Source organism: Rhodococcus sp. RDE2, from assembly GCF_020885655.1.
In the GTDB taxonomy this organism is placed as follows: Bacteria; Actinomycetota; Actinomycetes; order Mycobacteriales; family Mycobacteriaceae; genus Rhodococcus; species Rhodococcus pyridinivorans.
Genome location: NZ_AP025186.1, coordinates 525,826 through 540,790, shown reverse-complemented (window position 1 = coordinate 540,790; position 14,965 = coordinate 525,826). Strand labels below are relative to the sequence as shown.

General features: G+C 68.2%; 13 protein-coding genes. 3 read left to right on the top strand and 10 right to left on the bottom strand.

What is annotated here, in order from left to right:
• The first annotated feature begins 30 nt into the window (after window positions 1-30).
• The 3 genes from LPH33_RS02510 (at window position 31) to LPH33_RS02500 (ending at window position 3,569) form a co-directional block, all read left to right on the top strand.
• Window positions 31-1,776, top strand: a complete 1,746-nt coding sequence (locus LPH33_RS02510; RefSeq protein ID WP_229566931.1) for a cholesterol oxidase substrate-binding domain-containing protein — start codon at window positions 31-33, stop codon at window positions 1,774-1,776.
• 61 nt (window positions 1,777-1,837) lie between these two features.
• Window positions 1,838-2,893: an alpha/beta hydrolase family protein gene (locus LPH33_RS02505; RefSeq protein ID WP_229566929.1), complete on the top strand. Its 1,056-nt coding sequence runs from the start codon at window positions 1,838-1,840 to the stop codon at window positions 2,891-2,893.
• A 61-nt stretch (window positions 2,894-2,954) separates the two neighbouring features.
• Window positions 2,955-3,569, top strand: a complete 615-nt coding sequence (locus tag LPH33_RS02500; protein WP_064063418.1) for a flavodoxin family protein — start codon at window positions 2,955-2,957, stop codon at window positions 3,567-3,569.
• A gap of 35 nt (window positions 3,570-3,604) precedes the next feature.
• On the opposite strand, the gene LPH33_RS02495 is transcribed toward LPH33_RS02500, so the two are convergent.
• From LPH33_RS02495 to LPH33_RS02450, 10 genes are all read right to left on the bottom strand, one after another.
• Window positions 3,605-4,354, bottom strand: coding sequence for an ABC transporter permease (locus LPH33_RS02495; protein WP_202400316.1), 750 nt, complete (start codon window positions 4,352-4,354; stop codon window positions 3,605-3,607).
• A 50-nt stretch (window positions 4,355-4,404) separates the two neighbouring features.
• Window positions 4,405-5,382, bottom strand: a complete 978-nt coding sequence (locus LPH33_RS02490; protein WP_064063491.1) for an ATP-binding cassette domain-containing protein — start codon at window positions 5,380-5,382, stop codon at window positions 4,405-4,407.
• Between the two features lie 93 nt (window positions 5,383-5,475).
• Complete coding sequence (locus LPH33_RS02485) at window positions 5,476-6,312, bottom strand: mycofactocin-coupled SDR family oxidoreductase (RefSeq protein WP_202400290.1); 837 nt, start codon at window positions 6,310-6,312, stop codon at window positions 5,476-5,478.
• Between the two features lie 113 nt (window positions 6,313-6,425).
• Window positions 6,426-7,832: a DUF2252 domain-containing protein gene (locus LPH33_RS02480; protein WP_229566928.1), complete on the bottom strand. Its 1,407-nt coding sequence runs from the start codon at window positions 7,830-7,832 to the stop codon at window positions 6,426-6,428.
• A gap of 79 nt (window positions 7,833-7,911) precedes the next feature.
• Window positions 7,912-9,081, bottom strand: coding sequence for a lipid-transfer protein (locus LPH33_RS02475; protein WP_229566926.1), 1,170 nt, complete (start codon window positions 9,079-9,081; stop codon window positions 7,912-7,914).
• Complete coding sequence (locus LPH33_RS02470) at window positions 9,078-9,482, bottom strand: MaoC family dehydratase (RefSeq protein WP_016693321.1); 405 nt, start codon at window positions 9,480-9,482, stop codon at window positions 9,078-9,080. The genes LPH33_RS02475 and LPH33_RS02470 overlap by 4 nt, the downstream gene beginning before the upstream one ends.
• Entirely contained in the window at window positions 9,479-10,498 is a 1,020-nt protein-coding gene (locus tag LPH33_RS02465) for a bifunctional MaoC family dehydratase N-terminal/OB-fold nucleic acid binding domain-containing protein (RefSeq protein WP_160877013.1), read from the bottom strand. Before LPH33_RS02465 ends, LPH33_RS02470 begins: the two co-directional genes overlap by 4 nt.
• A 32-nt stretch (window positions 10,499-10,530) precedes the next feature.
• Window positions 10,531-11,682, bottom strand: a complete 1,152-nt coding sequence (locus LPH33_RS02460; protein ID WP_160876995.1) for an acyl-CoA dehydrogenase family protein — start codon at window positions 11,680-11,682, stop codon at window positions 10,531-10,533.
• Entirely contained in the window at window positions 11,667-12,710 is a 1,044-nt protein-coding gene (locus tag LPH33_RS02455) for an acyl-CoA dehydrogenase family protein (protein ID WP_160876993.1), read from the bottom strand. Before LPH33_RS02455 ends, LPH33_RS02460 begins: the two co-directional genes overlap by 16 nt.
• 67 nt (window positions 12,711-12,777) lie before the next feature.
• The gene (locus LPH33_RS02450) at window positions 12,778-14,919 is read right to left on the bottom strand and encodes an acyl-CoA dehydrogenase (protein ID WP_229566924.1); all 2,142 of its coding nucleotides are present in this window, start codon (window positions 14,917-14,919) and stop codon (window positions 12,778-12,780) included.
• Window positions 14,920-14,965 lie beyond the last annotated feature (46 nt).

Here is a 14,965-nt window from a genome sequence, read left to right as displayed (position 1 = left end):
CACGCCCTCCCGAAAGAGCGACATTCGAACATGACACTTCGTGATTCGTCGCCGCGCCTGTCGCGGCGCGGCTTCCTCGCGGCCGGCGCCGGTGCGCTGGCGGTCTCCGCCCTCGGTGGATGGACCCCGGTGCACGCCGTCCCCTCCGGGTCCGCGGCCTCGACGCTCCCCACTCCCCCGGCGTTCCCCGGCGGCATCGATCTCTACCAGCAGGCGTACCAGAACTGGTCGAAGGAGATCATGCTGGACGCCATCTGGACCTGCGCGCCTCGCACCCCCGACGACGTGGTGCGCCTGGTGAACTGGGCACACGAGAACGGATACACCATCCGTCCGCGCGGGGCCATGCACGGCTGGACACCGCTGACGATCGTCAACGGTGCACCCGTCGACCGGGTGATCCTCGCCGACACCATGCTCCACCTCAACTGGGTCCAGGTGAACTCCGGCGGCTCCCCCGCGACCGTCACGGCAGGTCCCGGCGCGACGCTCGACGCCATCACCACGGCACTGCAGGACCACGGTCTCGGACTCGCGAATCTTCCTGCGCCCGGCGTCCTGTCGATCGCCGGAGCACTCGCCGTCAACGCGCACGGTGCCGCGCTGCCCGCGAACGGTGAATCCACCCTCCCCGGCCACACCTTCGGGTCGTTGAGCAACCTCGTGACCGAACTGACGGCCGTCGTGTGGGACGGCAGTGCCTACACGCTGCGTACCTTCACCCGCGCCGATCCCGAGATCACCCCGCTGCTCACGCATCTCGGCCGGACGTTCATCACGTCCGTCACGCTGCAGGCCGGACCGAACTACCGCATGCGCTGCCAGTCCTTCACCGATATCACCTGGCAGGAACTGTTCTCGCCCGCCGGCGCGCCGGGACGGACCTTCGAGTCGTTCGTCGATTCGGCGGGGCGGGCCGAGGCGATCTGGTATCCGTTCACGGAACGTCCGTGGATGAAGGTGTGGTCGCTCGCACCGGAGAAGCCGGCCGGCTCACGGGAGGTGACCGGCCCGTACAACTACCCGTTCTCCGACAACGTGCCCGAACCGATCACCGACCTGCTGGGGCAGATCACGGCCGGGAACACATCGATCGCACCGGCTTTCGGACAGACCTACTACGGCGTGACCGTGGCCGGTCTCGCGGCGACGGGAGCGTCCGACATCTGGGGCTGGTCGAAGGACCTGCAGTTCTACATCAAGGCGACCACGCTGCGCCTGACCGAGGGTGGCGGTGCGGTCCTCACGAACCGCGCCAACATCGCCAACGTCATCCACGACTTCGCGCACTGGTTCTCCGAACGCATCGAGCACTACCGCAGCCTGGGACAGTTCCCACTCAACGGTCCGGTCGAAATCCGTTGCTGCGGACTGGATCAGCCAGAGGACGTCCTCGTCCCGTCGGCCGGACCGCCGACGATCGCGTCGACCCGTCCGCGTCCCGACCACCCGGAATGGGACACCGCCATCTGGCTCAACGTTCTCGGTGTCCCGGGAACTCCCGGCATGTTCGCCTTCTACCGGGAGATGGAGCAGTGGATGCGGCAGCGGTACAACGGAAGTGACTCGACCTTCCGGCCGGAATGGTCGAAGGGCTGGGCGTTCGGCCCCGACCTGCCGTACACCGACGAACAGATCCTGACGCAGGGCCTGCCCGAGACCTACCGGGAAGGTGTTCCGTCGGACGAGAACTGGGATTCGGCTCGCGCGGTCTACAACCGTCTCGATCCGCATCGGGTGTTCAGCAACACCTTCATCGACACTCTGCTCCCCTGAGCTCCCACGGGCACCGTCGCTCACCACGGGCACAGCGCAGTCCTTTGCTAGGGTTCGCACCATGCGGAACGTGCGAAGGTGGATCGGTGCTGCTGCTGTGCCCGTGCTGGTTCTCGCGGGAGGCGTGACACTCGCGGGAACCGCGGTGGCCCTTCCCGACACGGGTTCGGTCGCCGTGTCGAACGGCACCGACGCCCCGGTGACCTTCGAGTCCGACGGCACCACCTTCCACGGCAGTCTGCGCAGTCCGGACGGTGCGACGGTCGCCGCCGCGCTGCTGCTTCCGGGCAGCGGCCCCACCGATCGCAACGGCAATCAGCCCGGCGCTGCGGCCGACACCCTGGTGCGCTCCGCGGACGCACTCGCCGCCCACGGCATCGCGAGCCTGCGGTTCGACAAGATCGGGGCCGGCCGGACAGGTCTCGGGACCTACACCCCCGAGACCGTCGGCGAGTACGGCTTCACCGAGCAGGTCGATCATGCGGAGGCCGCCGTGCGGTTGCTCAGCGAACGCACCGGCGTCGCCGCCGAGGACATCCTCGTCCTCGGACACAGCGAGGGCGGCCTGACCGCACTCGCACTGGCCGATCGCGGCATCGGGAGCGGCTTCGCGCTGTTGGCGCCGCTACCGATGCGCTATCTGGATCTGTTGTCCGCCCAGCTCACCGCGCTCGCCGATTCCGGACAGCTCGGCGCCGACGCCGACGCCGTGCGAGCCGAGCTGCCGCGCACCGTCGCATCGTTGCGGTCGACCGGCACCGTGCCGGCCGACCAGCACCCGGTCGTCGCGCAGCTCGGCCTGAATGCCGCGAACGCCAAGTTCCTCTCCGAGGCCGACGAGCTCGATCCGGTCGAACTCGCCGCCCGGTTGGCGGCCGACACCCCTGTGCTGCTCACCTGCTCCGACAAGGATCTGAACATCAGTTGTGCGCAGGTCGAACCGCTGCGGGCTGCACTCGCACACACCGACCTGCAGTTCGAGCATTTCGCCACCGCGAATCACGGACTCGAGGAACTCGGCCCCCTGCAGCCGGGGCCGGCGGATCTGATCGCGCTTCTGCCCGTGTCGTCGGAATTCTCGGCGGCCGTCGACCGTTGGGCCGAACGAGCACGCTGAGCGTGCGACGCACGATCGGGGACACGGGATTGTCGTCCCGGTGTGCGGGTATCCACGGCACATGACAGCACTTCACGCCGTGGCACTGAATTGCACCCTCAAGCCGTCTCCCGCCGAGTCCAGCACCGACAAGATGGTGGCGCACGTGTTCGACGCACTGTCGAAGCACGACGTCAGCGTCGAAACGGTCCGGGTCGTCGATTTCGACGTCGCGCCGGGCGTGGAAGCCGACATGGGCGACGGGGATCAGTGGCCGGAGATCGTCGAGCGCATCGGCTCGGCCGACATCCTGCTCATCGCCACACCGACCTGGGTGGGACACATGTCGAGTGTCGCTCAGCGTGTCCTCGAGCGGCTCGATGCCGAACTGTCGAACACCGACGACGAGAACCGGCCACGCATGGTGGGCAAGGTCGGGATCGCCGCAGTAGTCGGCAACGAGGACGGTGCGCACAAGATCGTCGCCGACCTGTTCCAGAGCCTCAACGACATCGGATTCTCCATTCCCGCCCAGGGGTCGACCTACTGGAACGGCGAAGCGATGTCGGGCACCGACTTCAAGGATCTCGACGAGATCCCCGAAGCGGTGCGCTCGACCACCGAATCCGTCGCCCGGAACGCCGTGCACCTGGCCACGTTGTTGCGTCAGCGGCAGTACTCGCCCTACCCCGAGTGAGTCCCACCGGTCCCACGGGGAGGTGAGTTCGGCCGTCAGCGACTGACGGCCTTCTGGTACCTCCGAATCGCGAACGGCACGAACACGATCAGCATCAGAGCCGTCCACATCAGCGATGCGAGGATCGGATTCTGCAGGGGCCACACGTCCGGTGGCGGCACCATGGGGTTGGTGTTGCCGAACAACTCGCGCACCGCCTGCGTCAGCGCCGAGATGGGATTCCACTCGGCGATGGTCCGCAGCACCGGTGGCATCGTCGACGGATCGACGAACGTGTTGGCGATGAACGACAGCGGGAAGATCACCATGAAGCTGGCGTTGTTGAAGACCTCGGGTGTGCGGATCCACATGCCGATCACGGCCATCACCCACGAGAGGGCGTAGGCGAACAACAGCAGCAACAGGTAGCCGGCGAGGGCCTCTCCCAGAGAAGTGTTGATCCGCCAGCCTACGAGGAGGCCGGTCAACGACATCACGACAAGGCTGAGCACATTGATCAGCACGTCGGTGGTGGTTCGTCCGATGAGCACCGCGGACGGCGCCATCGGCAGCGACCGGAACCGGTCGATGATGCCCTTCTGGAGATCCTCGACCATCCCGAGGCCCGTCCACGTGGATCCGAAGATCACCGTCTGGGTGAAGATGCCTGCGATGAGGAACTCCCGGTACGACATGCCGGGCACCTCGATCGCGCTGCCGAAGACATAGGCGAACAGCAACACGAACATGATCGGGGAGAGCGTGGTGAACACCAGGAGATCCGGTACACGCTTGATCTTGATCATGTTGCGCTTGGCGATGGTCAGGCCGTCGGTGGCGATCGTTTCGAGCGTGTTCACGACACCGCCTCCTCGATCTTGTCGTCCGTCCCGTGCCCGGTGAGCGTGAGGAACACGTCGTCGAGCGTGGGTTTGCGGAGCGCGACGTCGGAGACCCGGATACCTGCGGCCGACAGTTTCCCCAGTGCGGTCACGAGACCGTCGGTTCCGCCACCGGAATCCGCGCTCACCGGAACGGTGATACGGCCGGTGCTGCGCTCGACCCTGATCTCGCCGGACGCGACCGATTCGAGTTCGCGGACCGCCCGCTCACGCTGCTCGACCTCGGCCACGCCGAGTTCGATGCGCTCGCCACCGACGCGGCTCTTGAGTTCGTCGGCGGTGCCACGAGCGATGACCTTCCCGCGATCGATCACGGCGATGTCGTCGGCGAGGCGTTCGGCTTCGTCCATGTATTGAGTGGTCAGCAGCAACGTGGTGCCGCGTTGCACCAGCGTGTCGATGACCTCCCACAACCCGAGACGGGCACGCGGATCGAGCCCGGTGGTCGGTTCGTCGAGGAAGAGCACCGGGGGATCGGCGACGAGAGCACCGGCGAGGTCGAGGCGACGCCGCATACCGCCCGAATAACCCTTGACCGGGCGATCGCCCGCCTCCTCGAGGTCGAACTGCTCGAGCAGTTCTCGTGCCCGGAGCCGACTTCGTTTGGTGCCGAGGTGGTAGAGACGACCGACCATCTCGAGGTTCTCGAAGCCCGTGAGATATTCGTCGACCGCGGCGTACTGCCCCGACGCGCCGATCCGGGACCGGAGTGCGCGCCCCTCGGTGAAGACGTCGAATCCTGCTACCTCGGCGCGACCGGCATCGGGAACGAGCAGTGTCGTCAGGACGCGCACCGTGGTGGTCTTACCGGCCCCGTTGGGGCCGAGCAGCGCGGTGACCGTTCCTTCCGGCACCCGCAGATCCACACCGTCGAGCGCTCTGACCTGTCCGTATGTCTTGATCAGTCCTTCTGCAACTATGGCGTCGGCCATGAGTGTCTCCCTGACTGTGGTGGCTAGCACAGTGTGCACGAAGAGACCGACACGATTCGACAGGTTTTCTCATCGCTCCGTCAGGCGGATCGCTCAGCCCGTCACCCGGGCGGCGTTGCCGGCATCGATCGGCAACACGGTGCCGGAGATGTGTGCGGACGCCTCGTCGGCGAAGAAGAGAACTGCGCGGGTGATCTCGGCAGGTTCGAGCCACGGGACCGGTTGCGCGTGCAGCGAGGTGAACACCGGTGCGACATCGTCGGCGGTCGGGTGCTCGAGGTCGGGCCGCAGCATCCCGTAGAGCGTGTCGTTGTGGATCATCGGCGTGGAGATGTTGCCCGGAGCTACCGCGTTGACGGTGATGCCGTTCTGCGCGAGGTCCAGGGCCGCGCTCTTCGTCAGGCCGATCACGCCCCACTTCGACGCCGCATAGGCGACCATGTTGGTATTGCCGGCCCGGCCGAGCATGGACGACACCGTCACGATGCGTCCGTAATTGCGCTCGATCATCCCGGGTGCCACCGCGGCGACGGTGTTGAACACCCCGGTGAGATTCGACGAGATCGCTTCGTCCCACATCGCCTGCGGCATGCGGTGCACCGGTGCCGCCACCGACACCCCGGCGTTGGCGACCGCGATGTCGATCCGCCCCAATTCGTCGTGGGCGCGGGCTACCAGCGCATCCATCGCCGGACGATCGGCGGTGTCGAGTGTCGCCGAGACGACCCGGCGGCCGGTGGCTTCGACGAGGCGCACCGTCTCGGCCAGATCCTCCTCCGTCGCCAGTGGGTAGCCCACCATCGGTGAATCGGTGCACCGATCGCAGATCACCAGATCCGCTCCGGCCTCGGCGAATGCGACGGCATGCGAGCGACCCTGTCCTCGCGCTGCTCCCGTGACGAATGCGACCCTGCCCTCGAAACCCATCATGACGTCCTTCCGTCGGCGCGTGGTTGCGTCACTTGTACCCTGCCGATCGCCGAGGACGAACTCGCGGTCCCGGACACCGGAAGGGTCCGGGACCGTCGAGGCGAAGACGGGGATCAGAGTCCGGACCGGGCCTTCACCCGGCCCTGGTCCACTGCGTCGTGCAGTGCCTGCAGGTCGCGCTCGGTCCGGTCCGCATAGGCCACCGCGAAGGACGCGAGCGCCTCGTCGAACTGGTCGTCCGTGCCGAGATAGGCCGCCAGCGCGATCCGGTCGCCCGCCCGGGCGTGGGCGTAGGCGAGGACCCGCGCGCACAACCGCCCGTAGAGCTTCAGGCCCTTGGGCACCATCTCCTCGATCACCGCCGAGCCCTTACCGTCGCGGAGCTGACGGATGTAGAAGTCCCGGTCCACCCCGTCGGCGCCCGTACCTCGCTGCCAGCCGAGGAAGATGTCGCTCGCGGACTGCATCAGGCGCTGACCGTTCACGACGCGTTCGCCCTCGTTGCGGAAGGACGGCCCGTCCACGTAGTACGACAACACCGAACGCTGGGCTTCCTTCGCCTGCAGGAACAGCGGATCGTCGTCGTCCACACCCCGCAACAGGAGGATCCACGCCCGCGTGCCGACGCTTCCCACTCCGACGACCTTCCGCGCCGCCTGGACCAGTTCGAACTGTTCGAGGAGGACCCGGCGGTCCCACTGCAGCGTCGCCCGGTACGACCGGACGCGACCGTACAGTTCGTCGTAGATCGCCTCGGCATCGAGATCGGCGAAGACCTCTTCGACGGGCACGATGAGCGGCGGATCGCTGATGATCCGCCGGTGACCGTCGATGATGGTGGTCAGCTTCTCCAGTGCCTGGAGGCTGTCGCGCCGCGAGGCCTTGTCGAGCGCTTTCCGGGTGCGTTTCTCCATCCTCGCATCCAGCACGCCGCCCGACTCCGCTATCTCGACCGTGGGATCGAGATGGGAATACCGCACCGCCAGATTTCCGAGTTGCGCCTGCCTGCACATGGTCTCGCGATACTCGGCCGCACACGCCCGGGTGATCTTCCGGCATTCCTTCGTGGTGAACCCGTTGTCGCGACCCGCGATCTCGAGGCTTGCGACCAGGCGCTTGACGTCCCATTCGAACGGCCCCGGATACGTTTCGTCGAAGTCGTTGACGTCGAAGGCCGTCTTTCGTTCCGGAGTCGCGAACAGGCCGAAATTGCTCGCGTGGGCGTCGCCGCACAACTGTGTGTGCAGACCGCTGTCGGGCGTGCGCGACAGATCGTCGGCCATCACCAGCGCGGCACCGCGGAAGAACGCGAACGCCGATGTCGCCATGCGGCCGTATCGCACCGGGACGAGCTGGGGGACGCGGGACTGCGCCTGGCTCTCGAGCAGCGCGATCGGATCCCGGGACGACTCCCCGAGATCGGCCAGCGACTCGACGGGAGTGACCCTCCGAGCGGCGAGGCCGTTCCGGACCCGCTGTTCGCGGGTCGGATGCACGACATGTCCGTCCGTGACCGACACGGGTCCTCCCACAGGGATCTCGCCGGAGCGTGGGCCTACATCGTAGGCAGGCCCGCGTCCCCGTGGGAGCGAAACGGCGTCAGGACCGCGACAGCACCAGTCCCGAGGTCGGAACTCCCGTTCCTGCCGTGACCAGGACGTGGTCGACGTCGTCGACCTGGTTGACCGCCGTGCCGCGGATCTGCCGGACGCCCTCGGCGATGCCGTTCATACCGTGGATGTAGGCCTCACCCAGCTGACCGCCGTGAGTGTTGATCGGCAGCCGCCCGCCGAGCTGGATGCCGTCGGCGACGAAGTCCTTGGCCTCACCGCGTCCGCAGAATCCGAGTTCTTCGAGCTGCATGAGCACGTACGGGGTGAAATGGTCGTAGAGGACGGCCGTCGCGACGTCCTGCGGTCCGATGCCGGCCTGTTTCCACAGCTGGTCGCCGACGATGCCCATCTCCGGCAGGCCTGTGAGCCCGTCCCGGTAGTAGCTGGTCATGATGTACTGGTCGGGTCCGCTCCCCTGCGCGGCGGCCGCGATGACCGCCGGGGTCTGCTTCAGGTCCTTCGCCCGCTCGGCACTGGTGACGACGATCGCGACGCCGCCGTCCGATTCCTGGCAGCAGTCGAGCAGGTGCAGTGGCTCGGCGATCCACCGCGAGTTCTGGTGGTCCTCGAGCGTGATCGGCTTGCCGTGGAAGAACGCCTTCGGGTTGGTCGCGGCGTGGGCCCGATCGGCGACCGCCACGGCGCCGAAGTCGGCGCTCGTCGCACCTGAGACGTGCATGTAACGTTGCGCGACCATCGCGACGAACGAGGCCGGCGTGCTCAGCCCGTGCGGGTAGGAGAACGCATTGTCGGTTCCCGACGAATTCACCTGCGCGGCAAGGGCAGTGTTGACCTGTCCGTATCGCGCGCCGGACCGCTCGTTGAACGCCCGGTACGCGACCACCACGTCGGCCACGCCGGTCGCGACGGCCATCGCCGCCTGCTGCACCGTCGCGCACGCCGCACCGCCGCCGTAGTGGATGCGGGAGAAGAACTTCAGGCGCGGGATGCCCACCGAACGGGCCACGGCCACTTCGGTGTTGGTGTCCATCGTGAACGAGACGAGGCCGTCGACGTCGGCCGGGGTCAGTCCCGCGTCGTCGAGGGCGGCGCGCACCGCTTCGGCCGCGAGGCGGAGTTCGCTGCGGCCGGAGTCCTTCGAGAAGTCGGTCGCGCCGATCCCGACGATCGCCGCTGCACCCGACAGGCCGCTCATGCGGTGCCTCCGATCACGAAAGTGGCTGTGGCCGTGATGTGTTTGCCCAGGCTGTTGGTGCCGGCGATGTCGACGGTGACCAGTCCGTCCTCGACGGACGCAACGGTGCCCGAGAGGGTCAGGGTGTCGTAGGCGTACCAGGGCACACCCAGCCTCAGCGAGATCGACTTCACCACCGCGCGGGGGCCGGCCCAGTCGGTGACGTAGCGCTGCACGAGGCCGGTGTCGGTGAGGATGTTGACGAAGATGTCCTTCGATCCGCGCTGCTGCGCCTTGTCGCGGTCGTGGTGCACGTCCTGGAAGTCGCGTGTGGCCAGGGCCGTCGACACGATGAAGGTGGGATCGGCGTGGATCTCGAGGGAAGGCAGGCTCTCGCCCGTCGTGACGGTCGGGGTGCTCACACGTCCTCCTCGATCGGCTTCCAGGCGTACAGCGTCCACGGCTGCCCGCCGGTCTCGTCGTCGCCGGGGAAATCGAGGAAGGTGACCTCGACCGGCATCCCGATACGTACCTGCCCAGGATCGACGTCGCGGAGTTCAGCGAGCATCCGGACACCCTCGTCGAGTTCGACGAGTGCGACGACGAAGGGCACCTGCCGCCCCGGCACCCTGGGCGCGTGGTGGACGACGAAACTGAACACCGTTCCGCGACCGGAGGACACGACGTAGTCGGTGGTCTCCGTCTTGTCGAGCCAGAGCGCCGGGACGGGTGGGTGCTGCAGAGTGCCGTCGGGGCGTCGCTGGATGCGCAGCTCGTGGGCGGCCACGCCGTCCCAGAAGAACTGCGTGTCGTGGGAGACGGACGGGCGCAGCATCCGCGTGGGGTCGAGATCGTCTGGAACCGCGGGTGCGGGCCGGTCCTGCGGTGTCTCCGCGTTCTCGTCCTTCGACGGCGGTGCGAACTTGAGGATGCGGAAGAGCATCTCGGCGACGACCTCGTCGCCGACCTTCCACAGGTTGCGGGTGGTGAAGAACCAGCCTTCCCCGAGTCCGGTCCGCTTCGGGCCGACGACGTCCTCGAGGGTGGACTCGATCGTCACCTGTTCGCCGTGGCGCAGGTAGCGGTGGTAGATCTGGTCGCAGTTGGTGGCGACCACCGAGGTGTAGCCGGCGTCGTCGAGGATCTGCGTCATCCGGCCGAGCGGGTCGTCCTTCTCGCGTTCGGCGCCGAGGCCGCGCATCGTCCACACCTGCGCCATCGCGGGCGGGGCCACGAGACCACCGTGACCGGCGGTGATCGCCGCGGTCTCGTCGGTGTAGATCGGGTTGTCGTCGCCGATCGCCTCGAGCCAGTTGCGGATCATCGGCATGTTCACCGGATCGCGGCCGGGCCGCGGCGCGGACGGGCCGTCGCCGCGGACCTTCTCGGCCGCCTGCAGGATCTCCTCGGGGGTCCTCCCCGGAACGTCTCGTATCACCGAATTCTTCTGTATCACCGAATTCTCCTGTGTCAACGCGGGACCCGCGGCATGCCCAGACCGGCGGTGGCGATCAGTTCGCGCATCACCTCGTTGACGCCACCACCGAAGGTGATGACGACATTGCGTTTGGCCATCATGTCGAGCCAGCGGAGCAGATCGGCGGTGTCGTCGGCGGCCGGATCGCCGAAGGCGCCGACGATCTCCTCGGCGAGGCGACCGACGCGCTGGATCCGTTCGGTGGCGAACACCTTGGTCGCCGAGGCATCTGCGATGTCGACGGCGTCGTTGCTGCTCGCCGCGACCTGCCAGTTGAGCAGTTCGTTGAGCCGCCAGGTCGCGTGGATCTCGCCGAGTGCGCGTCGCACCTCGGGGCGGTCCTGGAGTTCGTGGGCGCGGACCCACTCGACGAGCCGGTCGTAGATGCCGGCGACGCGACCGGCCGGGCCGAGCATGACGCGTTCGTGGTTGAGCTGGGTAGTGATGAGCTTCCAGCCCTTGTTCTCCTCGCCGACGAGCATCTCGACGGGAACGCGCACGTCGCTGTAGTAGGTGGCGTTGACGTGGTGGGCGCCGTCGCACGTGATGATCGGGGTCCAGCTGAAGCCGGGATCCTTGGTGTCGACGATGAGGACGGAGATGCCGCGGTGACGCGAGTCGGCGGGGCCGGTGCGGACGGCGAGCCAGATGTAGTCGGCGTCGTGCCCACCGGTCGTGAAGATCTTCTGCCCGTTGACGATGTAGTGGTCGCCGTCCCGGACCGCGGTGGTGCGCAGGGCCGCGAGGTCGGTACCGGCCTCGGGTTCGGAGTAGCCGATCGCGAAGTGCACCTCGCCGGCGAGGATGGCGGGCAGGAACTTCCGCTTCTGCTCGTCGGTGCCGTAGACCTGCAGGGTCGGGCCGACGGTCTGCAGGGTGACGCTCGGCAGCGGGACGTCGGCGCGGACGGCCTCGTTCGCGAAGATCTGCTGCTCCACGTCGCCGAAGCCGCGGCCGCCGAATTCGACGGGCCAGCCGACGCCGAGCCAGCCGTCCTTGCCCATGCGACGCACGACCTCGCGGTAGGTGGGGCCGTGCCGCTCCGTGCACATGATCGCGGCCTCCTCGGGTGAGACGAGGCTGCTGAAGTAGCGCCGCAGTTCGGCCTGCAGTGCGCGCTGGTCGTCGGTCAGATCGATGAACACCGGGCCCCCACGAGGTCGAGTCGGTACGAGGCGCCGCCGAGCAACCGGGCGAGGTCCTTGGCGGTCGACGAGTACTTGTGCAGCGGATAGGTCTCGTCCACACCCACGCCGCCGTGCAGGTGGTGCAGCACCCGCATGGCCGGCGGCAGTTCGGCGGCGATCCAGTAGGCGGTGACGTCGAGATCGTCCGCGGCGTCGAGACCTTCGGCCAGACGCCAGACCGACGACAGCGCCGCGACGTGCAGGGTGCGGGCGGTGACGTACACGTCGGCGATCTGCTGTGCGACGGCCTGGAAGGTCGCGAGCGGCTTGCCGAACTGGTGTCGTTCGCTGACGTGCTTCGCCGTGAGTTCGGTTGCTCCGGAGAGCAGTCCGTCGGCGAAGGCCGCCACGGCGGCGAGCGCGATCCGGTGGAGCGTCGCCACGGCGTCGGTTCCGGATCCGGCGAGCAGGACTCCTACGGCGCCGTCGGCGCGCACCGAGAACTCGGGAGAGCCGGTCGAGGTGGGACTCGGACGCAGGGTCACACCCGCAGCATCGGGAGCCACCGCGACCACGCCCGCGTCGGTGGGCAGCAGCACGATGCGTGCCCGGTCGGCGTAGGGCACGGCGACGAACGAACCGGTGACCGCGTGGCCCCCGTCGGTGGCGACCGCCGTGGCGGCCGGCCGCTCCGGGAAGGCGCGCCCCGGTTCGCCGAGCGCGGCCGTGAGCACGGCTCCTTCGGCGACACCGGCGAGCAGGTCGTCCTGCTGCTGTTCGGAGGCGAACGCAAGGATCGGCAGGACGCCCAGGCCGAGGGTGGCCAGCGCCGGGGTCTGCGCGGCTCCGCGTCCGATCTCGGTGAGTACGGTGGCGACTTCGCCGAGTCCGAGGCCCGATCCGCCGAGACGCTCCGGCAGGGCGAGCGAGAGCAGGTCGGCGTCGGCCAGCGCGGCCCACAACGCGTCGTCGGTGAGGCCGCGTTTCAGGAGACCGGCCGCCACACCGGCGATCTCCTCCTGTGTCTCGTCACGTGCGAAGTCCACCGTCACCCACCTTCGAATAGAACGTGTTCTAGTTGTAGCACTCCCGGGCGCCCCGCGGAAGGACCGCTCAGCCGCGCGGCAGGCCCAGGAGGCGCTCGGCCGCCACGGTGAGCAGGATCTGCTCGGTTCCCCCGGCGATCGTCAGGCACCGGGTGTTGAGGAACTCCCGGGTGAGCGAACCTTCCACCCAGCCGGCCTCGCCCGCGAGATCCATGGCGAGCTCGGCGGTGTCCTGCCGCTGCCGCACACCGATGAGCTTGCGGACGCTGGACGCGGCGCCCGGATCCTGACCTTCGAGCTGCGCGAGGGTCGCCCGCAGATCCAGGAGCGAACCGACCGTCGCCTCCCCGATCTGTGTCGCGATGCGGTCCTCGGCGACGGGATCGCCGGGGGTCGACAGTTCGAGCAGTTCCTCGATGCGCGGCCCCAGCGACGACTTGCCGCCCATGGCGACGCGCTCGTTGGCGAGGGTCGTGCGGGCCAGCTTCCAGCCGTCGCCGAGATTGCCGACCACACAGTCGTCCGGCACGAAGACCGAGTCGAGGAAGACCTCGTTGAACAACGCGTCGCCGGTGATCTCGCGCAACGGCGAGATCGTGATGCCCGCCGACTTCATGTCGACGAGGAAATAGGTGATGCCCTTGTGCTTGGGGACGTCACGGTCGGTGCGGGCCAGACAGATCGCCCAGTCCGCCTGCTGCGCGAGCGAGGTCCACACCTTCTGTCCGCGCAACACCCATCCGCCGTCGACCTTCTCGGCGCTCGTGCGCAGCGCCGCGAGGTCCGAGCCGGCACCGGGTTCGGAGAACAACTGACACCACACCACGTCGCCGCGCAGGGTAGGCATGACGAAACGCTCGATCTGTTCGGGTGTTCCGTGTTCGAGGACCGTCGGAACCGCCCACCAGCCGATCACGAGGTCGGGACGTTCGATACCGGCGGCGGTGAGCTCCTCCTGGACGACGAGCTGTTCGGCGGCGCCGGCTCCGCGACCGTAGGGCGGCGGCCAGTGCGGCGCGAGCAGACCCGACTCGGCGAGGGCGACACGGCGCTCGGATTCGGGTGCGGCCGTGATCTTCTCGACCTCCGCGCGGATCCGTGCGCGTTCCTCCTCGTGATCGGACAGGTCGATACCGAGGTGACGGCGCGCACCGTCGCGGACCAGGGTCGTCAGCCGCGATCGCCACGCGGTGGAACCGCCGAGCACCTGGCGGGTCGCGACCGCGCGGCGAAGATAGAAGTGCGCGTCGTGTTCCCACGTGAACCCGATGCCGCCGAGCACCTGGATCGCGTCCTTGACGGTCTGCACCGCAGCGTCGAGTGCGACCGCCGCGGCGGCAGCCGCCGTGATCGGCAGTTCGTCGGGCTGCGCGTCGACGGTGACCGCGGCGTCCCACGCCACGGCCCGGATCTTCTCGGTGCGGCAGAGCATTTCGGCACAGATGTGCTTGACGGCCTGGAACGAACCGATCGGTTTCCCGAACTGCTCGCGGATCTTCGCGTACTCGACGGCGGTGGTCAGCGCCCAACCGGCGAGACCGGCCAGCTCCGCGGCGGCGAGACCGGCGGTGAGGTCGCGCACGAAGCCGGCCGGGACGGTCGCGACCCGGTCGGCCGGGACCGTCGCGCCGTCGAGGCGGACGCGGGCCACCGCGCGGGAGGCGTCGATGGTCTCGAGCGGCTCGATGTGCAGACCCGGATCGTCGGGTTCGACGAGCGCCCAGCGCTCCACGGCCGAATCGCCTTCGAGACGCACGAGCACGGCGCTCCCGGCTTCGGCACCCACGGCCGGTCCGGCCTCACCGCGCAGCACGACGCCGTCGCCCGCCGCCTCCGCGGTCACGGTCGAATCGAGCGCGAGCGCGGTGGGGACCTCCCCCTCGGCGAGCCGCTCCGTCGTCTTGGCGACGGTCTCACCGGCACGGCCGAACACGAGGGCCGCCACGGCGGTCGTCAGGACCGGGCCCGGCGCGAGTTCGTGAGCGGCCTGCTCGAGCATGACGGCCAGATCCACAGCAGTCGCGCCGAGGCCACCCGCCTCCTCCGGGACGGCGACGCCGAAGATTCCGAGTTCTGCGAGGGAGGACCAGCCGTCACGCCACGTCGCGTCGCCTGTGCGACGTATCGTCGACATGGGGTCTACGGCACGTGACCAGGCATGGACAGACGCCTGGACGGCCCGCTGCTCCTCGGTCGTGGCGATACTCACAGCGGTTTCCGCCCTTCCGAATGACATCATTGCTAGAACGTGTTCT